This window comes from Salipiger sp. ABN3_019, from assembly GCF_056158605.1.
Genome location: NZ_JBSWTP010000010.1, coordinates 281872 through 301725 on the forward strand (window position 1 = coordinate 281872; position 19854 = coordinate 301725).

A 19854-nucleotide genomic window follows, 5' to 3' on the forward strand; every position below is an offset into this window, starting at 1 on the left:
CCGGGGTCGGTCTTGGTGGAGGGGGCGCTGCCCCCTCGGCGCTATGCGCCTCACCCCCGGGATATTTGTGCCAAGAGGAAGTGGCGGGCGTTCGCGGGGATTGCTGGGGGCGCGGCGGCGGGGTAAGGGGCACGCCATGCCCAGATACGCGCTTTTGGTGGAATATGATGGCGGGCCCTTCGCGGGCTGGCAGCGTCAGGCGGATCAGCCCTCGGTTCAGGGGGCGATCGAAGCCGCCTTGGCGAAACTCGAAAAGCGCGATCATACGATCGCCGCCGCCGGGCGCACCGATGCGGGTGTGCACGCGCGCGGGCAGGTGGCCCATTGCGACATGGAGAAGGTCTGGGATCCGTTCCGTCTGGGAGAGGCGCTGAACTTCCATCTCAAACCCGCGCCGGTCGCGATCCGCGCCTGCGCCGCGGTGGATGACGACTGGCACGCGCGCTTCTCGGCCATGGAGCGGCGCTATCTTTTCCGGGTGTTGGAGCGCCGCGCGCCCGCGACGCTGGAGAAGGGGCAGGTCTGGCGGGTGATGAATCCGCTGTCGCTGGAGGCGATGCGCGAGGGCGCGGCGCATCTTATCGGCCTGCATGATTTCACCACCTTCCGCTCGACCATGTGTCAGGCCGCCTCGCCGGTGAAGACGCTGGACGACTGCCGGATCGAAGCGGTCGAGACCGGCGCGGGCACCGAATACCACTTCCACCTGCGCGCCCGCAGCTTCCTGCACAATCAGGTGCGCTCGATTGTCGGCACGCTGGAGCGCGTCGGCGCGGGCAGTTGGCAGCCCGAGGATGTGAAGGCGGCGCTGCAGGCCGCCGACCGCGCCGCCTGCGGCCCGGTGTGCCCGCCCGATGGGCTTTATCTGATGGGTGTCGGCTATCCCGGCGATCCCTTCGGCAGCTGAGCCCGCGTAAGGTGCTTGATTTACGCCGCGAAACCCGGCAAGAGCAGCGCCATGACGCAAGTGATCCGAATCCGACGAGCCTGAGCTCCTCCCTTCGTGCCCAATCCGGGCGCGCCGCATACGCTTGTCCGTCTGACATCCCCTTTGAAAACTTGACTTGGCCCCGGGCCCTTGGCACCAATCGGGCCTCATTGCAGAGGAAGACCCAATGATCCCCTCCGTCCTGCCGACCTATTCGCGCGCGCCGCTTCACTTTGTGAAGGGCGAAGGCTGCTGGCTGATCGAGGAGGACGGGCGCCGATTTCTCGACATGGGCAGCGGCATCGCGGTGAACGCTCTGGGCCACGCGCATCCGGCGCTGGTGGCCGCGCTCACCGAGCAGGCAAACAACCTGTGGCACGTGTCGAACCTCTATGAGATCCCGCAGCAGCAGGCGCTGGCCGACAAGCTGGTTGCCGCGACCTTTGCCGACACGGTGTTCTTCACCAACTCCGGCACCGAAAGCTGCGAGCTGGCGGTGAAGATGGCGCGCAAATACTGGTACGAGAAGGGCCAGCCCGAGAAGACCGACATCATCGCCTTCACCGGCTCGTTCCACGGCCGGTCCTCGGCGGGCATCGCCGCCGCGGGCACCGAAAAGATGGTCAAAGGCTTCGGGCCGATCCTGCCGGGCTTCAAACATCTGCCCTTCGGTGACATGGAGGCGCTCGAAGCGGCGATCGACGAGCACACCGGTGCCATCCTGATCGAGCCGGTGCAGGGCGAAGGCGGCATCCGCCCGCTGCCCGACGACCAGCTCAAGGCGCTGCGCAAGCTCTGCGACGAGCGCGGCGTGCTGCTGATCCTCGACGAGGTGCAATGCGGCATGGGCCGGACCGGGCGTCTCTTCGCGCATGAGTTCGCGGGGATCACCCCCGACATCATGATGGTCGCCAAGGGCATCGGCGGGGGCTTCCCGCTGGGCGCGGTGCTGGCCACCGAAGAGGCGGCCTCGGGCATGACCGCGGGCACCCATGGCTCGACCTATGGCGGCAACCCGCTGGCCTGCGCCGTCGGCGGTGCGGTGATGGACGTGATCTGCGCCGAGGGCTTCCTCGACGAGGTGAGCCGCAAGGCGGGCCTCATGCGCCAAAAGCTCGAAGGCCTCGTCGCCGCCCATCCCGATATCTTCGAGGAAGTGCGCGGACAGGGGCTGATGATTGGCCTCAAGACCAAGGTCGCCCCGGGCGATTTCGTCAAGGCGGGCTATGCGCAGGAGCTGATCACCGTGCCCGCCGCCGACAATATCGTGCGCCTGCTGCCGCCGCTCAACATCACCGAGGAGGAGATCGCCGAGGCGGTTGCCCGTCTGGACGCAACGGCCGCCGCTCTGGAGGCCGCCGCCTGATCTTCCTCTTGGCAAAAATATCCCGGGGGAGTCCGCCGTAAGGCGGGCGGGGGCAGCGCCCCCACCTCCCGGCCCAACAACAAAGACCCGACAGATGAACCATTTTCTCGACATCCATAAAACCGACCCGGCGGACCTGCGGTCGATCATCGACAGCGCCAAAGCCATCAAGGACAGCCGCAACGGTCGCCCCAAGGCCATGGCCGATGACGAAACCCCGCTCGCGGGCCGCATGGTGGCGCTGATCTTCGAGAAGCCCTCGACCCGGACCCGCGTGTCCTTTGATGTGGGCGTGCGGCAGATGGGCGGGCAGAGCATGGTGCTCTCGGGCAGCGACATGCAGCTTGGCCACGGCGAGACCATCGCCGACACCGCCCGGGTGCTGTCGCGCTTTGTCGACATGATCATGATCCGCACCTTCGACGAAGCGGTGCTGACCGAGATGGCCGAGTTTGCCACCGTGCCGGTGATCAACGGTCTGACCGACCGCACCCATCCGTGCCAGATCATGGCCGATATCCTCACGTTCGAAGAGCACCGCGGCCCGATCAAGGGCAAGAAAGTGGTCTGGTGCGGCGACGGCAACAACGTCTGCGCCTCCTTCCTGCACGCCGCCGGGCGCTTTGGGTTCGATCTGACCTTCACCGGCCCGGTGCAGCTTGATCCCGAGATGGAATTCGTCGGGCTGGCGCGCAACGAAGGTGCCACGGTGACCATCGAGCGCGACCCGTTCAAGGCGGTCGAGGGCGCCGATCTGGTGGTCTCGGACACTTGGGTGTCGATGCATGACGCGCAAAGCGCTCGCGAGCGGCGTCACAATATGCTGCGGCCCTATCAGGTGAACGAAAAGCTGATGGAGGCCGCGGGCAAGGACGCGCTCTTCATGCATTGCCTGCCGGCGCACCGCGGCGAGGAAGTGACCTCGGAGGTCATGGACGGGCCGCAGTCGGTGATCTGGGATGAGGCCGAGAACCGTTTGCACGCGCAAAAGGCGATCATGCGCTGGTGCGTCGGCGGCTGATATTGGGTCTGGGCCGCTTGCTTGGATGAGGGGGGCTCTGCCCCCGCCCGCCTGACGGCGGTCTCCCCCGGCGTATTTTGAAAGAGAAGAAGCCGGGTGGCAGCGCCCGGCTTTTTTTGGTTTTGCGGGGGGCACAAGCCATGCACAGCCCATGTGCATCGGCGGCAACGGGCGGCGGCTTGTCATGGCGGCTGTTATCGCTACCTTTCGCGCAGAACGCATAGGAGGCTTCCATGGCAGACCCGCAGATCGGCATTTTCGGATTGGGCACGATGGGGGCCGCGCTGGCGCTCAACATGGCCGACAATGGCATTTCCATCGCCGTCTCGAACCGCAGCGCGGATCCCATCACGGCATTTCTGAAACGTGCCGAGCCCTTCGCGGCGCAGGTGCAGGCGCTGGACACGCTCGAGCAGCTAATCGAGGCGCTGCCGACGCCGCGGCTGCTTTTGGCGATGATCCCCTCGACCGCGCCGATGGATGAGTTTCTGACCCATGTGATCCCGCTGCTGGCGGCGGGCGACACGGTGATCGACGCGGGCAACGCCGATTTCCACGCGACCCGCGCCCGCGCCGCGCAACTGGCCGAGCATGGGCTGCATTTCGTCGGCCTTGGCGTCTCGGGCGGCGAGGATGGGGCGCGGCACGGTCCGTCGATGATGTTCGGTGGCGCGATGGACAGCTGGCAGGGGCTGCAGCCGATCCTGTCGAAGATCGCCGCCCGTTTCGAGGGCGCGCCCTGCGTCGACCGCATGGGGCCCGATGGCGCCGGGCATTTCGTCAAGACGGTGCACAATGGCATCGAATATGCCGACATGCAGATGATCGCCGAGGTCTACGACCTGCTGCGCAATGGCGCGGGGCTCTCGCCGGCGCAGATTGGCGCGCAGTTCAGCCGCTGGAACGAAGGGCCGCTGGAAAGCTACCTCTTCGAGATCACCGGCACGGTGCTGGGCTATGAGGATGCGCTGGGCGACGGGCCGGTGGTGGATGCCATCCTCGACCGCGCCGGACAGAAGGGCACCGGGCGCTGGACCGCGATCGAGGCGGTCAAGCTCGGCCAGTCGGCGACGATGATCGAGGGCGCGGTGGCGGCGCGGGCGTGGTCGGCGGAAAAGCCGCTGCGCGAGCTGGCCGGGGCGGCGCTCGGCAGCGACCGCGAGGCGTTTTCGCCCGAGCCTGACGATCTGGAAGCGGCGCTGCTGGCGGCGCGTATCCTTGAGTATGCGCAGGGCTTCCGCATTCTGGCGGCGGCCTCGGAAGACTATGACTGGCAGCTTGATTTTGCCCGTATCGCCGAGATCTGGCGCGCCGGCTGCATCATCCGGGCAAGGCTGCTGGACGATATCGCCAGCGCCTTCCGCGCCGGCGCGCCCGAGGGGCAGCTTTTCCTCGCGCCGCGCTTTGCCGAGGTCTTCGAGGTGGGCATCCCAGCGCTGCGGCGGCTGGTGTCGCAGGGGATCGCGGCGGGCTATCCGCTGCCGGTTCTCTCCTCTGCGCTGGCCTTCTGGGACACGCTGCGCCAGCCGCGCGGCACTGCGGCGCTTGTTCAGGCGCAGCGCGATTTCTTCGGGCGTCATGGGTTTGACCGGGTCGATGGTAAGGACGCGCATCACGGCCCTTGGTGGGATTGACCCGCTGCCCGCGTCTGGGGCGCCGCCTGTGCACGGGACGTGTCTGTGCGGCGCAGGGCGTTGCCGCTCGCGGTTTCCGGCCTAGCTTGCCTCTGCACGGAGCGCGGTCTTGATTTGAGCGTGCTTCCCGCGCAGCATTTCTGCCGAGGTGGTCTGGCCGACATAATCTGGCCAGTTTGATCGGGCCAGATTGACCAAGGCAGGCCCCGGGCAAGAGATGAGGCGGAGCCGATGCTGTCGATGAAATACGAGCTGCTGGGCGGGCTGGGTCTGTTTGGCGCGCTCTTCGTGATCTTGGTGCAGCCCGGTTCTGAAAAAGAGCGCAAGGCGCTGAGCGCCACGATCGAGACGGCGCGCGAGACGGTCTCTTACGACGTCTTCGGGCCGCAATAGACCCGTCCCGGCGCGCGCGCTTGCCTTGTGCCCGGTGATGTTGAGAACTGCATTGCGGGTGTTCCGGCCGGGCCCCGAGTAACGAGGATAAAGACCATGTTTTCGCGCCTGACCTCCGGGGTGACCGGCCTGAAAGGGGCCGTTCTTGCCCTTCCGATCCTGCTTGCGGCCTGCACCGATCCCGCGGTGGTGGCGCAGCCTCAGAGCTTTGATGCCTCCACCGAGCTTGCCATCGCCTGCCGCCATGACGAGGCCTTGGCCACGCTCGCCAGTACCGAGGCGGCGCGCGGCGGCAGCACCAGCGCCAGCGAGTTGCAGCGGGTGATCTTGCTGCGCAATGCCGGGCGGACCATGGATGCGGCCAGCGTGCTGCGTGAGCGCAACGCGCGCGACGATGTGACCGCCGACGAGGCGGTGCAGTCGGGCACGCAGATTGAAGACGCGCTCGACAGCATTCGCGCGCAACGTGCGGCGCGCAGCGGAAGCCGCAGCTGCGGCTGACCTGCGGGGCGCTCTGGGGTGGGGGGTGCCGCAGCGCTGATGTCGCCGGACGCCGGACTGTGGTATAACCAAGGCAGGGAGGATGTGGGCCGGACCGGTCTGCATAGTGCATAAGGGCGACCCGCGGGTCCTTCCCCGGAGGAGTCGTTATGCCAACATTCATAGTGACAGGGTGCTACACGGCGGCGGCCTTGAAGGGCATGATCGCCGAGCCCAGCGACCGCGCCGAGGGCGCACGTTCGGTGGTCGAGGCTACGGGCGGCAAGATGCTTGCCTATTACGCGACGACCGGCGCGACCGACTGGATGGTGATCGTCGACGTGTCTGACGTGCACGATCTTCTGGCCAGCCTGATGGGGGTTGGAGCCTCGGGGATGGTGAGCAACATCCAGACCGTCCGGGCGTTTTCCGCCGAAGAACTCATGGACATGCAGAAGAAGGCCGGGAAGGCGGCGCAGAGCTACAAATCGCCGGGATGAGGCGGCGCGCATGATCGGGGCGGCGTTGTGCCGCCCCTGCTTTGGGGCGCGGTATTAAGCCCGCAGCACGGCGCCGGGGTTCATGATGCCCGCAGGGTCGAGCGCCGCCTTGATCGCCCGCATCGCCGCCAGTTTCGCGGGGTCGGAGTACCGCTCCAGATCAGGCACCTTCAGTCGCCCGATGCCGTGCTCGGCGCTGACCGAGCCGCCCATCTCGTTCACCAGATCATGCACGCAGCGCTGCACGTCGGCGCGCTGGCTTTCATACTCCTGCTTCTTGCGGCCCTTCGGCGGAAAGACGTTGTAATGCAGGTTGCCGTCGCCGAGATGGCCGAAGCAGTTGACCCGGAAATCGCCAAGCTGCGCCAGCCGGTCCAGCCCGGTCTCGATGAACTCGGGCAGGGCGCTCAGCGGCAGCGAGACGTCATGGCTGGCGATCGCGCCGATATGGCGGTTGGCCTCGGGGATGCGCTCGCGGATGTCCCAGAACTGCTGCGCCTGCGCCTGCGACTGGGCGACCAGCCCGTCGCTGACCAGCCCCGCTTCCATCCCGGCGGCAAAGAGCGTCTCGAGCGCCGTCTCGGGCTCCATGCCCTGGGCCAGCCCAAGATCGACGAGAACGCACCACGCCGGAGCCTCGGGCCACGGCTGGCGCAGGCCCGGGAGGGCCTCGGAGAGGAAATCGAAACTCATGCGCCCGATCAGTTCAAAGGCGCTGACCATCTCGCCAAGCTGCTCGCGGGCCAAGGCCAGCAGGTCCAGCGCGGCGGCGGGGCTCTCGACGGCAAGCAGCGCGGTGCCGGTGCTGGCGGGGATCGGAGACAGTTTCAGCGCGGCGGCGGTGATCACCCCCAGCGTGCCTTCGGCGCCGACCAGCAGCCCGCGCAGATCGTAGCCAGTGTTGTCCTTGCGCAGCCGCTTCAGCCCGTGCCAGATCGAGCCGTCGGGCAGCACGGCCTCCAGCCCCAGCACCTGCTCGCGGGCGTTGCCGTAGCGCAGCACGTTGAGCCCGCCCGCGTTGGTCGAGAGCAGCCCGCCGATGCGCGCGGTGCCCTCTGAGGCGAGCGAGAGTGGGAACAGCCGACCGGCGTCCTGCGCGGCGCTTTGCACATCGGCCAGCACCGCGCCCGCCTCGGCGACCAGCACGTTTTCCTGGGGGTAGACGGCGCGCACCGCCGACATGCGCTCCAGCGAGATCAGCAGCGGCGCGGGGCCATCTGGGGCGATCTGCCCGCCCACCAGCCCGGTGCCGCCGCCATAGGGAAGCACGCCGACGCGCGCGGCGTTGCAGGCGCGGACGATGGTCGAGACCTCTTCGACGGTGCGCGGCAGCGCCACCCAGCGCGACACCCCCTGCCAGCGCCCGCGCGGCTCTTCAAGGTAGCGCGGCTCGGCGCGGCGCAGCGTGTCTTCGGGCAGCGCGCGGCTCAGGGTTTCGGCAAAACCGTCATCGGCGGCATTGAGCGGCATGTCGGACAGGGGAATTGCAGTCTGGGGCATTGCGGTCTCCGTTTCCTGCGCCCGTGATACCGCGCTCACCGGCGATGCCAAGCCCTGCGCGCGTTGCCGCGATGCGGGCGAAGCGGCGGTAGAGCGGTGCCATCAGCAGCGGCGTCAGGAACATCGGCACCTGATAGCAGCCGATGAACAGCAGCAGCGGGTCGGTGACGCCGGTGGGCAGGGCGACGAGGAACAGCCCGATGTTGCGGTTGCCGGCGATCATCGCCAGCGCCTCGAGCCCTTCGCGGCGGCCCGCGCGGGCGAGCGCCCAGCCCACCAGCACCTGCGGCCCGAGGTTGGCGACGAAGGCCAGCGCCAGCCATGCCAGCAACTCGCCGGGCCGCTCCAGCAGGGCGGGCCGGATTTCCGAGGTCAGCGCCAGCACGATCACCGTCATCAGCAGCGCCGAGGCCCCGTCGAGCTGTGCCAAGGCGCGGGGGCCGGGATCTGGCAGCAGCCACGGGCGCAGGGCGAAGGCGATGCCGGTGGCCAGCAGGATCACCACCAGCAGTTTCAGCGCCGTGCCAAGGATGCCCGTCGCGCCGCCGAGCGCGGGCAGCAGGGCAAAGACCGGCAGCGTTGTCAGCGGCAGCACCAGCATTCCCAAGATCAGCAGCCGCAGCGCCGGACCGGGATCGCCGCCGACCATCAGCGTCAGATTGGGGCTGCTGGCGAGCGGCGCGGCGGCGAGCATCAGGATCACCGACAGCGCGGCGGGGCTGTCCAGTAGGCCAAAGGGCGCTATGAGCGCCACCAGCACCAGCGGCGCGATCAGCTGGAATGCGAGCGTGGCGCCGAGGTTGCCGCGCAGGTGCCGGGTCGCGCCAAGCGCCGCGCGCGGGCCGATGCGCAGGGCGGCGGTGAAGAGCATCACCGCCACCAGTTCCGACAGCCAAGGCCGCACAAGATGCGCGACGTCCGGCACGGCGATGCCGAAGGTCAGGCCGATCAGCATCAGCCAGCGCGCGTGACGGGCAAGAAAGGGCAGTGGGCTCACGCGAAACGGTCCGGCGAGAAGGGCGCGACGTCGATATTGGGCCGCTGCGCGCTGACCAACTGTGCCAGCAGACGGCCGGTCTTGGGTCCGGCGGTCAGCCCCACATGGTCATGCCCGAAGCCAAGGAACGCACCCCTGAGAGCCGGCGCCGCGCCGATCAGCGGCAGCGAGTCCGAGACCGAGGGGCGGTGGCCCATCCATTCGACCTCATGTTTCCACGTCAGTTCGGGCATCGCCTTGGCGATGCAGCGGCGCAGCAGCTCGAAGGGCGCCTTCGAGGGCGGCGCGTCGAGCCCGCCAAACTCGACGATGCCCGCCAGCCGCAGCCGGCCCTCCATCGGGGTGGCGACGAATTTCTGCGCGGCGAACATCACCGGGGCGCGGGGCATCATCGAGGGCTCCCACAGCTCGAGGTGATAGCCGCGCTCGCTCTCCAGCGGGGCCGCGACGCCCAGACGCTTGGCCAGCGGGCCGGACCAGACGCCGGTGGTGATCACGGCGGCATCGCAGGGCAGGGTCTCGCCGCCGATGCGCAGGCCGGTCAGCGCGCCGTTCTCTTCAGCAAAATCCGTCACCTCACCGATCACCAGCCGCGCGCCGAGGCTTTGGGCATGGGCCGCCAGCGCCTTCACATAAGCGCCGGGGTCGGTGATGCGGCCATGATCCGGCTGGCGCACCCCCAGCGCGAAGCTTTCGCTCATCGCCGGATCGTAGCGCTGGAAGGCACCGTTCTCGAGCACCTCATGGGCAAAGCCGAGCGCGCTTTTGGTCTGCCAGGTGAAGGCGTCGGCCTCGAAGGCGGCGCGGTCGGGGTAGGCGTAGACGTAATCGCCCGGCACCAGCCATTTCTCGGCGGGGGTGCCTGCGGCGAGCGCCTGGTGATCGGCAAGGCTGTCGCCGATGAGGGGCGCGATGGCACGGGCGCGGCGCAGCGCGGCCTCGGCGCTTGCCTCGCCCATGTAGCGGCGCAGCCATGGCAGCAGCTTTGGCAGGTAGGACCAGCGCAGGAACAGCGGCTGGTCGGGATCGAGCAGCATTTTCGGGGCCTTGGCCCAGAGGCCGGGGCCGGGCACCGGCAGCACCGCCGCCGCCGCCAGCACGCCGCCATTGCCGTGACTGGTGCCCGTGGCCGGGCCCTCGCGGTCGATCAGCACAACCTCGTGGCCATCGCGCAGCAGCGCAATCGCCGTGCTGACGCCGACAATCCCCGCACCGATCACTGCCACCGTCTTCTTCATCTTCGGCTCCCTGCGCCCGTGTTCGCCGCCCTTGGGGGCGGTGATGTCATCGCGCGCCATAAGGCGCCGTTGCGGCAGCTTGTGCAAGGGGGCTATGGCGCGTGCGGGGAGCGGGGCGAGCGCCTGCCCGTGGGGGTGAAGGGCATGGGCGCATGCATGGCTGTCCCTTCCGAAGTGTCGCGTAGGAGATGGGGGCTGGAGTTGGTGCTGTCGCCCGGAATCAAGCCGAAGGCGCCGGGCGAGCGACGGCCCGTCCCGGCGGGCTGGCGCTTTGGTCACGGAGCACGGCGTTCGGGTGTCTTCCGGGCTTGGCCTGAATAAAGCGCCGACCTCAATCGTGGCGGCGCCACCCCACGGGCCATCGCTCGCCCGGCGCCTTCTTTCGTAGTGTGGGAAAAGAAAAGGGCCGGAGCTTTCGCCCCGGCCCTTGGAGTTCAGATAAACCCGGTCACATCGCCGCGCGGAACAGCGCCTCGAGGTTCTCTTCGGTCAGCTCGATCGGGTTGCCGCCGCAGGAGGGATCCTTGATCGCGCCTTTCACCAGCTCGGGGATCGACGCTTCGGTCACGCCGAGCGCGGTCAGCCCTTTGGGCACGCCGAGGCTGTCGTTGAGCTCGTCCACGAAGGCGCAGAACCCGTCAAAGCCGCCCTCGATGCCGAGATAGCCCGCTGCCTTGTCGAAGCGTTCGCGGATCGCATCCGCGTTGAACTTCAGCACGGCGGGCATGCAGACCGCGTTGGTGGTGCCGTGGTGGGTGCCGAAATGCGCGCCGATGGGATGGCTCATGGCGTGGATCGCGCCGAGGCCCTTCTGGAAGGCGGTGGCGCCCATGGCGGCGGCGCTCATCATCTGCGCGCGCGCCTCGATGTCGGTGCCATCGGCATAGGCACGGGGCAGGTAGTCGATCACCAGCCGCATGCCCTCGAGCGCGATGCCCTGCGACATGGGATGGTAGTGCGGCGAGGAGAAGGCCTCTACGCAATGGGCAAACGCGTCGAGCCCGGTGCCGGCGGTGATCGCCTTGGGCATGCCGACGGTCAGCTCGGGATCGCAGATCACCACGGCGGGAAGCATCTTGGGGTGGAAGATGATCTTCTTCTCATGGGTTTCGGAGTTGGTCAGCACGCCCGCGCGCCCGACCTCCGAGCCGGTGCCCGCGGTGGTCGGCACGGCGACGATGGGGGCGATGGCGGCGGCGTCGGCGCGGGTCCACCAGTCGCCGATGTCCTCGAAATCCCAGACCGGGCGGTTTTGCCCGGCCATGAAGGCCACGCATTTGCCAAGGTCGAGGCCGGAGCCGCCGCCGAAAGCGATCACCCCGTCATAGCCGCCCGCGTTATAGGCCTCGACGCCCGCGGCAAGGTTGCGCTCGTTGGGGTTGGGATCGACGTCGGCGAAAAGCCCGCATTCGAGGCCCGCGGTTTCCAGCACCGCGATGGTGCTTTCGGTGACCGGCAGGGCAGCAAGGCCGCGGTCGGTGACCAGCAGCGGCTTGGTGATGCCAGCCTGCGCGCAGGCGGCGGGCAGTTCCGCGATGCGGCCCGCGCCGAACTTGATGGCGGTGGGGTAGGACCAATTGGCGGTGAGGCTCATTTCGTCACCTTCTTGAGATGGTAGGATTTGGGGCGGGTGAGGTTGTGATAGCCGATGACCGACAGGCCGCCGCCGCGCCCGGTCTGCTTGCAGCCGGTCCAGCACAGGCCGGGATCGAGGTAATCGGCGCGGTTCATGAAGATGGTTCCGGTTTCGATGGCATCGCCCACGGCCTGCGCGCGCTCGACGTCCTGCGTCCAGAGCGAGGCGGTGAGGCCGAAGGGGCTGTCGTTCATCAGGGCGATGGCCTCGGCATCGTCCTTGACGGGCATGATGCCCACGACCGGGCCGAAGCTTTCGTCGCGCATGACGCGCATCTCGTGGCTGACATCGGTGAGGATCTGCGGCGTCAGATAGGCGCCGCCGTCATCCTCGGGGAGGGTGTCGATATGCGCCTTGGCGCCCATCTCCAGCGCCTCTTTGATCTGCGCGCGCACCTCATCCGCAAAACGGACGTTGGCCATCGGGCCGATGGTGGTCGCCTCGTCGAGCGGGTTGCCGAGCTTGTAGCCTTTGACCACCGCCACGGCCTTTTCGACGAAGGCGTCAAAAAGGCTTTCGTGCACGTAGATCCGCTCGATCCCACAGCAGCACTGGCCGGAGTTGAACATGGCGCCGTCGATCAGCGTGTCGACCGCCGCGTCCACATCCGCATCCTCCATCACATAGCCCGGATCCTTGCCGCCAAGCTCCAGCCCGAGGCCGGTGAAGGTGCCCGCCGCAGCGCGCTCGATGGCCTTGCCGCCGCCGACCGAGCCGGTGAAGTTGACGAAGTTGAAGGCGCCTTCGGCGATCAGCGCCGACGTGGTGTCATGGTCGAGATAGAGGTTCTGGAACACCGCCTCGGGCACGCCCGCCTTGTGGAAGGCATTGGCCAGCCGCTCGCCGACCAGCAGCGTCTGCGTCGCGCCCTTCAGCACCACGGTGTTGCCCGCGATGAGCGCCGGAGCCACGGTGTTGATCGCGGTCATATAGGGGTAGTTCCACGGCGAGACCACGAAGACCACGCCATGCGGCACGCGCTTGATGTAGCGCTTGAAGGTGGCATCCTCGCCAACCTCGATGTCCGCCAGCGCGCCTTCGGCGATCTTTGCCATATGCGAGGCGCGCTCGTTGAAGCCGCCGAACTCGCCGCCGTAGCGGACCGGGCGGCCCATCATCTGCGCCAGTTCGGGGACGATCTGATCGTTCTGCGCGCCGATCTCGGCGACGCCCTTCATCACCAGCTCGATACGCTCGGCCAGCGGGCGGGCGGCCCATGCGGCCTGCGCGGCGCGGGCCGATGCCGCGGCCTCGCGGGCCATCTCCAGCGAAAGGGTCTCACGCGTGGCAAAGACCGAGCCGTCGATGGGGGAAATGCAGTTCAGCGTTGTCATAGTGTCCTCTTCACGCTCTCTCGAAGCCGCGCGCCAGCTCGTAGTCGGTGACGGCGCGGTCGAAATCTTGCTGCTCGATGTTGGCGGCATGGGCGTAGTGATCCACCACCTTATCACCGAAGGCGGCGCGCATCATCTTCGAGCCGTCAAAGGCGAGGATGGCGGCGCGCAGGGTGCTGGGCACGTCGGGCACATCGTCCATGCCGTAAACATCACCCTGTGCCGGGTCGGGCAGCTCGAGCTTCTCTTCAATTCCCGCAAGGCCCGCCGCCAGCTGCGCGGCGCAGGCGAGATAGGGGTTCATGTCCGAGCCGGGGATGCGGCATTCGATGCGCACGCCCTTGCTGTCCTCGCCGACGAGGCGGAACCCGGCGGTGCGGTTGTCGATGCTCCACGCGGTCTTGGTGGGGGCGAAGGTGCCCGGCGTGAAGCGTTTGTAGCTGTTGATGTAGGGCGCCATGAACAGCGTCACGTCGGGCGCGTATTTCAGCAAGCCCGCGACGTAATGCTTCATGGTCTGCGACATGCCATGCGCGCCGTCCTTGTCGTAGAAGGCGTTGTCATCGCCCGCGAACAGCGACTGGTGGATATGCGCGGCGCTGCCCACTTTGTCGGCCTGCCACTTCGACATGAAGGTCGCGGCGTGGCCGTGCTGGTGGGCGATCTCTTTGACCGCGTGTTTGGCCAGCGCGTGATGGTCGGCGCAGGCCAGCGCGTCGGCGTAGCGGATGTTGAGCTCTTCCTGCCCGGTCTCGGCCTCGCCCTTGGTGCATTCCACCGGCACGCCCATGGCATAGAGATGGTTGCGGATCGGCCGCAGGACGTATTCCTCGCGGCTGGTGAGCTGGATGGAATAATCCTGATTGTAGGGTGAGAGCGTCTCGAGATCGCGCCAGCCGCTGTGGCGGATCTCGTCGAAGGAGCGCGCGTAGAGAAAGAACTCCAGCTCGGTCGCCATCATCGGGGTGAGGCCCATGGCCTCGGCGCGGGCGATCTGCGCCTGCAGGATCTGGCGCGGCAACTCGAACGCCGGAGCGTGGGTGTGGTGATCCATCACGTCGCACAGGATCATCGCGGTGCCCTCGAGCCACGGCACGGGGCGCAGCGTCGCGAGATCGGGCTTCATCACATAGTCGCCGTAGCCCGAGGCCCAGCTTGTCGAGGCAAAGCCTTCGGGGGTGCTCATCACGAGGTCTGTCGCCAGCAGGTAGTTGCAGCAATGGGTCTCGTTGATCGCCTGCTCGAGGAAGTTCGAGATGTGGAAGCGCTTGCCCTGCAGACGGCCCTGCATGTCGATGATGCAGGCAAGCACGGTGTCGATCTCACCGCTCTTGGCGGCATCCTTGAGTTGGTCGAGAGTCATTGGGGCAGCCATTCCGGGGCTCCTTGCTGGGCAGGCCGCGAAGGCATCGCGGCATCGTCGTCTCTTGGTTCTACAGAGCTGGCCCCCGCGCAAGATGCGCGGAGGCCGGGTGTCGTAAGGGAAGTGGATCAGAAGGTGTAGGGCGGGCCGGCTTGGTTGATCACGCCGTTGTACTCTTCGAAGATCGACACGACCTTGGCGTGCACTTCGCCTTCCTGCGCGATCTCTTTCCAGAACTCCTTGGCGGCGTTCTCGACCTCGGCCCATTCTTCCGGCGGCACCGAGCGCAGCTGCAGCTTGTCGCCGGTGGCGCGCAGCTTGGCTTCGCCGCCCCAGTACCACTGGTTGCGGTAGGTGTCGGCGGCCTTGATCGCGGACATCACCAGCGTCTTGAGGTGCTCGGGCAGGTCGGCCCAACGCTGCTGGTTCACGAAGATCGACCCGATCCACGCGCCCGAGATATTGTTGGTGAGGAAGTAGTCGGTCACTTCCGCCCAGCCCACGGTGTAGTCTTCGGTGATGCCCGACCACGCCATGCCGTCAAGCTCGCCGGTCTGCACGGCAACTTCGGCATCCTCATAGGGGATGTTCACCGGCACCACGCCGAACTGGCTCAGGAAGCGGCCAGCGGTGGGGAAGGTGTAGAGCTTCAGCCCGTCGAGATCGGCAAGGCTGGTGATCTCTTTCTTGGTGTTGAAGTTGCACGGGTCCTGACCGGCGGCCGAGAGCCACGTGACGCCGACCTTCTCGTACTCGGCGCGCCAGATGTCGGCGAGGCCGTACTGCTCGAAGAGCACCGGCACGTCGAGGATGTGCTTGGTAGCAAAGGGGAAGTAGCCGCCGAAGACGCGCATCGGGGTCGGCGAGGCCATGAAGTCGTCATCCGAGTGCACGGCGTCGATGGTGCCGCGCTGCAGCGCCTGAAACAGCTCGCCGGTGGGCACGATCTGGTCGGCGTAGTAAAGCTCGATCTCCAGCTCGCCCTGTGCGGCGGTGTTGATGTAGTCGATGATCGGCTTGGTCACCTGCTCGCCGAGGGCGGCGCCCGCGTAGGTCTGGAAGCGCCATTTGATCGGTTCCTGTGCGCGGCCGATGGAGGGCGCGGCCAGCGCCGCCGGAGCGGCGAGGGCGGCCCCGCTGAGGATCTTGCGTCGTGTCAGGGTCATCTTGTCTCTCCTGTTGGATGGTTGAAGTATGCGCCCCTCTTTGCGGGGGTCTCTTTTTTACTTGTCGTAAACCAGGTCCGGCAGCCAAAGGGCGAGCTCGGGGAAGATCATGATGATGGCAAGCACCACGGTCATCACACCGACGAAGGGGATGATCGACGTGTAGATGTCGCGCAGGCCGATCTCGGGCGGGGCCATGGCGCGCATCAGGAAGAGGTTATAGCCGAAGGGCGGTGTCATATAGGCGATCTGGCAGGTGATCGTGTAAAGCACACCGTACCACACCAGATCGAAACCGAGTGCCCCCACCAGCGGCACATAGAGCGGGGCCACGATCACCAGCATTGCCGTGTCGTCGAGGAATGTGCCCATGACGATGAAGCTCAGCTGCATCAGGATGAGGATCATCCACGGCGAGAGGCCCAGCTTTTCGGTGAACAGTGTTTCGATGGCATTGACCGCGCCCAGCCCGTCGAACACCGCGCCGAAGGCGAGGGCGGCAAGGATGATCCACATGAACATGCACGACACGCCCAGCGTCTGCCGCACCGAGGTCTCGAAAACCTCGCGGGTCATCCGGCCCTTGATCACCGCGGCCAAGAAGGCGGCGATGGCACCGATGGCCGAGCTTTCCACAAGCGAGGTCCAGCCGTTGACGAAGGGCACCATCATCACCGCGAAGATGATCAGCGGCAGCAGGCCCGCGCTCAGCAGGCGCAGCTTTTCCGACATGGGAATGTCGCGGTCGGCCTTGGGCAACACCGGTCCGAGCGCGGGGTTCAGGCGGCAGCGGATGATGATGTAGATGATGAAGCCCGCGGCCATCACCAGTCCGGGAATGATCCCTGCCAGCCACAGCTGGCCCACCGGCTGGCGCGCGATCATCGCATAGAGCACCAGCACCACAGAGGGCGGCACGAGGATGCCCAGACTTGATCCGGCTTGGATCACCCCGGTGACCATGCGCTTGTCGTAGCCGCGTTTCAGAAGTTCGGGCAGGGCGATTGTGGCGCCGATGGCCATGCCCGCGACCGACAGGCCGTTCATCGCCGAGATCAGCACCATCAGCCCGATGGTGCCCACCGCCAGACCTCCGGGCAGCCCGCCCATCCAGACGTGGAACATCTTGTAGAGATCATCGGCGATCTTCAATTCCGACAGCACATAGCCCATGAAGATGAACATCGGCAGGGTCAGCAGCGGGTACCATTTCATCAGCTTGATCGAGGCGGCAAAGCCCAGATCAAAGCCGCCACGATCCCCCCAGAGGAACAGCGCCGCCAGTACGGCGACAAAGCCGATGGCGCCGAACACGCGCTGGCCGGTCAGCAGAAGGCCGAGCATGCCCGAGAACATGACAATAGCGATCAGGTCTTGCGACATCAGATTTCCTCTCCGCGGATGCGGGCGATGTCGCGGAAGAACTCGGCGACGCATTGCAGGATCATCAGCGTGACCCCGAAGCACAGGATGACTTTCACCGGCCAGACGTAGGGCCGCCACGCGCTCGGGCTGCGCTCGAGATAGCCCATGAGCTCACCCGCCGCGTCCGGCCCGCCGGTGACGAAGGCCCAGATCAGCTGGCCGAAAAACTTGAATGGCTCGGTGCCGAAATAGCCAAAACTGTAGGCGGTGGAGCTGATCGCCCCCCAGAGCAGCACGCCGAGGTAGAACAGCAGGAACCAGATGGTGATCACATCGACCATCGCTTTGCGGCGCGGCGACCAGTCGCCATAGAAAAAGTCCATCCGCACGTTCGAGCCCATCTGGATCGAATAGGGTCCGCCCAGCACGTAATAGGCGACCATGATGAACTGGGCGGTCTCCAGCGTCCAAAGCGTGGGGGTGAAGAAAGTCTTCGACACCGACGACCAGAGCAGCACGCCGATCAGCGCAAAGATCAGATACATGGCGAACCGCCCGATGAGGCGGTTCATCCGGTCGATGATGCGGACATAAGAGACCATGGCCTCAGGCATTGTTCGTCTCCGTAAGTCCAAGCCCCGCCAGCGCTGGGCGCAGCAGGGTCAGCAGTTCGCCGGCGATGGTCTCGATGCCGGTCTCATCGGCCAGCAGGTCGTTGCGGACCTCGATCATCACGTTCGGCAGATCATTCCCCATGCCGTGCAGTTTCAGCGAATGGGTCACCCCGTCCTCGGGGCCATAGGGATCGTTTCGGGCGATGCGGCGACCGGGCAGGCGGGTCGCTTCTTCGAGCATATAGTCGGCGAGACGGCTGTCTTCGTCGTGCAGGATGCCGATCTCGACCTCGCGCTGGATGCCGAACCATGTGGGCGTGAAGCTGTGCACGGTGACAAGGGCAAAGGGCGTGCCCAGCGTCTTGCGGGTGACCACGGCGCCGGTCACGGCGGCGCAGAACGGATCGTAGATGTCGCGGGCGCGCTGCGCGCGGGCGGCCTCGTCGAGCGAGCGGTTGCCCGGCACTTCGACGGTCTCGGTCTTTTCGGGCATCGCCGAGGGCACCTCGGGCGGGCGGTTGAGATCATAGACCAGCCGCGAGATCGCGCCTGCCACCAGCGGCGCATCCAGCGCCTCGGCCATCCGCTCGGCAAGGGCCAGCGCGCCCGGGTCCCATGCGGCGTGGCTCTGCCGGTCGGCCTCGGAAAGGCCGAGCCCGTCGTAGCGTGCGGGAATGGCGTTGGAGGCGTGTTCGCACAGGAACAGGGCCGGGCCTTTTCCCATGGCCCTGCGTACCTCGAATGCGGTCGCGTCCTCTTGCTGCACGGCTGTCCCCCTCGTGTTTGGAAAAACCTTTCCACGCGGCTCGTAATGCGTCAATATTTTTTCAGAGCGGGTTCCCGCAACTCCGGGGGGGCGCGAAGGGCCCTGAATATCTGCTCAAATTTTGGACCTCAGACGAAGAGGAGCCGCCGTTGACCAGCCCGACAGGCACCGTGCGCCAGCTCATTCGTGAGCATTACGCGCATCTGACCAACTCGGAGCGCAAGTTCGCGCAGGCCTTGCTCGACGATTACCCCGGCGCGGGAATCGCCTCGATCACCGCTGCGGCCTCCAACGCCGGGGTCTCGACACCGACGGTGGCGCGGATGGTGCAGAAGCTGGGGTTCAAGGGCTATCCGGCCTTCCACGCCGCTCTGCTGTCGGAATTGCAGGCCAAAGTCTCGGGCCCCGAGGCGCGGCGCGCGGTCTGGGCCTCGGAGGCGCCCGAGTCGCATCTGCTCAACCGGTTTGCCGAGGCGGTGACGCAGAATCTGCGCCAGACCTTCGCCAATATCGATGCCGCCCAGTTCGATGCGGCGGCCAAGCGGCTGGCCTCGACCGACGGGCGGCTCTACGTGGTTGGCGGGCGGATCACCCGGTCGCTGGCCGAATATGCCTTCACCCACTTTCAGGCGATCCGCGCGCGGGTGACGCATCTGACCTCCTCTTCCGCCACATGGCCGCACTATGTGCTGGACATGACCGAAGGCGACACGCTGCTGATCTTCGACATCCGCCGCTATGAAGAGAACCTGCTGCGGCTGGCCGAGATCGCGCGGGCGCGCGGCATGCAGGTGATCCTGATCACCGATCAATGGGCGAGCCCGATCTCCAGCGTCGCCGATCACGCGTTCAATTGCTGGGTCGAGATCCCCTCGGCGTGGGATTCCAACATTTCCACGCTGTCGCTGGTCGAGGCGCTGGTCGCCGCGGCGCAGGAAGAGCGCTGGCCCGATGCCCGCGAGCGGTTCGAGCGGCTGGATGAGTTGTTCGAACTGACGCGGCTGTTCAGGAAGCCGTGAGGCGCCGACCCGCCCGGAGCAAAAGCCGAAGGCCGCCGGGCGAGCGCCTGCCCGTCCCGGCGGGCTGGCGCTTTGCCATCGAGGCGCGACGCTCGGGCGGCATCCGGATTTGGCAAAGATAAAGTGCAGACCACAGCCGATGCAGCGCCATCCCACGGGCAGGCGCTCGCCCGGCGCTGGCCCGGCGGCCTTCGGCCTTGTTCCGGGCAGGCGCTCGCCCCGGCTCTTGCTCCAGATAAAAGAAGCCCCCGGCGCTGTGAGGGGCGACGGGGGCAGGCTGGGAGAAACAGGCTCCCTTGGGGTGTGCCATGCGGGCGGTGTCGGAAGGCCAAAGCTTCCGCGTCGGTCGCGGCGCAAGTGATGATCACCTTGCGGCGTCCGGCCAAATCTGGATGTGCCTCAAGTCCGCGTAAGGGTGCGGCACTATCCTCCCCCGCGCGTCTATGAAGAGATCACACCAAATTCTGGTGACCCGAGTTCGTGCGGCAGTCTTTCCTCCCTTGCCACGCGATCTACAGTTGCGGTCTTGTCCGT

The 19854-nt window shown here is 66.7% G+C and carries 18 protein-coding genes; 8 read left to right on the top strand and 10 right to left on the bottom strand.

All coding sequences use genetic code 11. The annotated features are described in order from the left end of the window. Positions 1-136: 136 nt before the first annotated feature. From truA to ACXAD2_RS23365, 7 genes are all read left to right on the top strand, one after another. A complete protein-coding gene (truA, locus tag ACXAD2_RS23335) occupies positions 137-907 on the top strand; it encodes a tRNA pseudouridine(38-40) synthase TruA (RefSeq protein ID WP_475175707.1) in 771 nt (256 codons plus the stop codon). A 208-nt stretch (positions 908-1115) separates the two neighbouring features. After that, positions 1116-2294 (top strand): acetylornithine transaminase, encoded by a 1179-nt coding sequence (locus ACXAD2_RS23340; RefSeq protein ID WP_475175708.1) that lies wholly within the window; start codon positions 1116-1118, stop codon positions 2292-2294. Positions 2295-2388: 94 nt separating this feature from the next. Then, positions 2389-3315 carry an ornithine carbamoyltransferase gene (gene argF, locus ACXAD2_RS23345; RefSeq protein WP_164184300.1) on the top strand — a complete coding sequence of 309 codons (927 nt, stop codon included), beginning with the start codon at positions 2389-2391 and terminating at the stop codon, positions 3313-3315. 233 nt (positions 3316-3548) lie between these two features. Further along, positions 3549-4949 carry an NADP-dependent phosphogluconate dehydrogenase gene (gene gndA, locus ACXAD2_RS23350; protein WP_475175713.1) on the top strand — a complete coding sequence of 467 codons (1401 nt, stop codon included), beginning with the start codon at positions 3549-3551 and terminating at the stop codon, positions 4947-4949. Between the two features lie 231 nt (positions 4950-5180). Then, positions 5181-5342: a hypothetical protein gene (locus ACXAD2_RS23355; RefSeq protein ID WP_475175718.1), complete on the top strand. Its 162-nt coding sequence runs from the start codon at positions 5181-5183 to the stop codon at positions 5340-5342. 96 nt (positions 5343-5438) lie between these two features. Beyond that, positions 5439-5843, top strand: coding sequence for a hypothetical protein (locus ACXAD2_RS23360; RefSeq protein ID WP_475175721.1), 405 nt, complete (start codon positions 5439-5441; stop codon positions 5841-5843). 149 nt (positions 5844-5992) lie between these two features. Continuing rightward, positions 5993-6322, top strand: coding sequence for a GYD domain-containing protein (locus ACXAD2_RS23365; RefSeq protein ID WP_066107904.1), 330 nt, complete (start codon positions 5993-5995; stop codon positions 6320-6322). Positions 6323-6376: 54 nt separating this feature from the next. Here ACXAD2_RS23365 and ACXAD2_RS23370 read toward each other — a convergent pair whose 3' ends face one another. The 10 genes from ACXAD2_RS23370 to ACXAD2_RS23415 form a co-directional block, all read right to left on the bottom strand. Further along, positions 6377-7792 (bottom strand): FAD-binding oxidoreductase, encoded by a 1416-nt coding sequence (locus ACXAD2_RS23370; protein ID WP_475178371.1) that lies wholly within the window; start codon positions 7790-7792, stop codon positions 6377-6379. After that, the gene (locus tag ACXAD2_RS23375) at positions 7770-8819 is read right to left on the bottom strand and encodes a hypothetical protein (RefSeq protein WP_475175725.1); all 1050 of its coding nucleotides are present in this window, start codon (positions 8817-8819) and stop codon (positions 7770-7772) included. The genes ACXAD2_RS23370 and ACXAD2_RS23375 overlap by 23 nt, the downstream gene beginning before the upstream one ends. Then, entirely contained in the window at positions 8816-10057 is a 1242-nt protein-coding gene (locus ACXAD2_RS23380) for an NAD(P)/FAD-dependent oxidoreductase (protein WP_475175729.1), read from the bottom strand. The genes ACXAD2_RS23375 and ACXAD2_RS23380 overlap by 4 nt, the downstream gene beginning before the upstream one ends. A 448-nt stretch (positions 10058-10505) precedes the next feature. Beyond that, positions 10506-11651: an iron-containing alcohol dehydrogenase gene (locus tag ACXAD2_RS23385; protein WP_475175731.1), complete on the bottom strand. Its 1146-nt coding sequence runs from the start codon at positions 11649-11651 to the stop codon at positions 10506-10508. Further along, the gene (locus ACXAD2_RS23390; RefSeq protein WP_475175734.1) at positions 11648-13027 is read right to left on the bottom strand and encodes an aldehyde dehydrogenase family protein; all 1380 of its coding nucleotides are present in this window, start codon (positions 13025-13027) and stop codon (positions 11648-11650) included. Before ACXAD2_RS23390 ends, ACXAD2_RS23385 begins: the two co-directional genes overlap by 4 nt. A gap of 10 nt (positions 13028-13037) precedes the next feature. Continuing rightward, the gene (locus tag ACXAD2_RS23395; RefSeq protein WP_475175735.1) at positions 13038-14402 is read right to left on the bottom strand and encodes a glutamine synthetase family protein; all 1365 of its coding nucleotides are present in this window, start codon (positions 14400-14402) and stop codon (positions 13038-13040) included. A gap of 116 nt (positions 14403-14518) precedes the next feature. Beyond that, the gene (locus tag ACXAD2_RS23400; RefSeq protein ID WP_475175739.1) at positions 14519-15556 is read right to left on the bottom strand and encodes a TRAP transporter substrate-binding protein; all 1038 of its coding nucleotides are present in this window, start codon (positions 15554-15556) and stop codon (positions 14519-14521) included. Positions 15557-15613: 57 nt separating this feature from the next. Continuing rightward, a complete protein-coding gene (locus tag ACXAD2_RS23405) occupies positions 15614-16939 on the bottom strand; it encodes a TRAP transporter large permease (protein WP_475175740.1) in 1326 nt (441 codons plus the stop codon). Further along, entirely contained in the window at positions 16939-17535 is a 597-nt protein-coding gene (locus ACXAD2_RS23410) for a TRAP transporter small permease subunit (RefSeq protein WP_475175743.1), read from the bottom strand. Before ACXAD2_RS23410 ends, ACXAD2_RS23405 begins: the two co-directional genes overlap by 1 nt. Next, positions 17528-18259 (bottom strand): N-formylglutamate amidohydrolase, encoded by a 732-nt coding sequence (locus ACXAD2_RS23415; protein WP_475175748.1) that lies wholly within the window; start codon positions 18257-18259, stop codon positions 17528-17530. Before ACXAD2_RS23415 ends, ACXAD2_RS23410 begins: the two co-directional genes overlap by 8 nt. A gap of 191 nt (positions 18260-18450) precedes the next feature. Between ACXAD2_RS23415 and ACXAD2_RS23420 the strand changes: the two genes are divergently transcribed. After that, a complete protein-coding gene (locus ACXAD2_RS23420) occupies positions 18451-19320 on the top strand; it encodes a MurR/RpiR family transcriptional regulator (protein WP_164184309.1) in 870 nt (289 codons plus the stop codon). Positions 19321-19854 lie beyond the last annotated feature (534 nt).

Excerpts from the sequence above, each read along its gene's own strand:
- argF (WP_164184300.1), top strand. The coding sequence starts at position 2,389 with ATGAACCATTTTCTCGACATCCATAAAACCGACCCGGCGGACCTGCGG.
- ACXAD2_RS23400 (WP_475175739.1), bottom strand. The coding sequence starts at position 15,556 with ATGACCCTGACACGACGCAAGATCCTCAGCGGGGCCGCCCTCGCCGCT.
- ACXAD2_RS23365 (WP_066107904.1), top strand. The coding sequence starts at position 5,993 with ATGCCAACATTCATAGTGACAGGGTGCTACACGGCGGCGGCCTTGAAG.
- ACXAD2_RS23395 (WP_475175735.1), bottom strand. The coding sequence starts at position 14,402 with ATGGCTGCCCCAATGACTCTCGACCAACTCAAGGATGCCGCCAAGAGC.
- ACXAD2_RS23355 (WP_475175718.1), top strand. The coding sequence starts at position 5,181 with ATGCTGTCGATGAAATACGAGCTGCTGGGCGGGCTGGGTCTGTTTGGC.
- ACXAD2_RS23360 (WP_475175721.1), top strand. The coding sequence starts at position 5,439 with ATGTTTTCGCGCCTGACCTCCGGGGTGACCGGCCTGAAAGGGGCCGTT.
- ACXAD2_RS23370 (WP_475178371.1), bottom strand. The coding sequence starts at position 7,792 with ATGCCGCTCAATGCCGCCGATGACGGTTTTGCCGAAACCCTGAGCCGC.
- ACXAD2_RS23405 (WP_475175740.1), bottom strand. The coding sequence starts at position 16,939 with ATGTCGCAAGACCTGATCGCTATTGTCATGTTCTCGGGCATGCTCGGC.
- ACXAD2_RS23340 (WP_475175708.1), top strand. The coding sequence starts at position 1,116 with ATGATCCCCTCCGTCCTGCCGACCTATTCGCGCGCGCCGCTTCACTTT.
- ACXAD2_RS23380 (WP_475175729.1), bottom strand. The coding sequence starts at position 10,057 with ATGAAGAAGACGGTGGCAGTGATCGGTGCGGGGATTGTCGGCGTCAGC.
- truA (WP_475175707.1), top strand. The coding sequence starts at position 137 with ATGCCCAGATACGCGCTTTTGGTGGAATATGATGGCGGGCCCTTCGCG.
- ACXAD2_RS23410 (WP_475175743.1), bottom strand. The coding sequence starts at position 17,535 with ATGCCTGAGGCCATGGTCTCTTATGTCCGCATCATCGACCGGATGAAC.
- ACXAD2_RS23385 (WP_475175731.1), bottom strand. The coding sequence starts at position 11,651 with ATGAGCCTCACCGCCAATTGGTCCTACCCCACCGCCATCAAGTTCGGC.
- gndA (WP_475175713.1), top strand. The coding sequence starts at position 3,549 with ATGGCAGACCCGCAGATCGGCATTTTCGGATTGGGCACGATGGGGGCC.
- ACXAD2_RS23415 (WP_475175748.1), bottom strand. The coding sequence starts at position 18,259 with ATGGGAAAAGGCCCGGCCCTGTTCCTGTGCGAACACGCCTCCAACGCC.
- ACXAD2_RS23390 (WP_475175734.1), bottom strand. The coding sequence starts at position 13,027 with ATGACAACGCTGAACTGCATTTCCCCCATCGACGGCTCGGTCTTTGCC.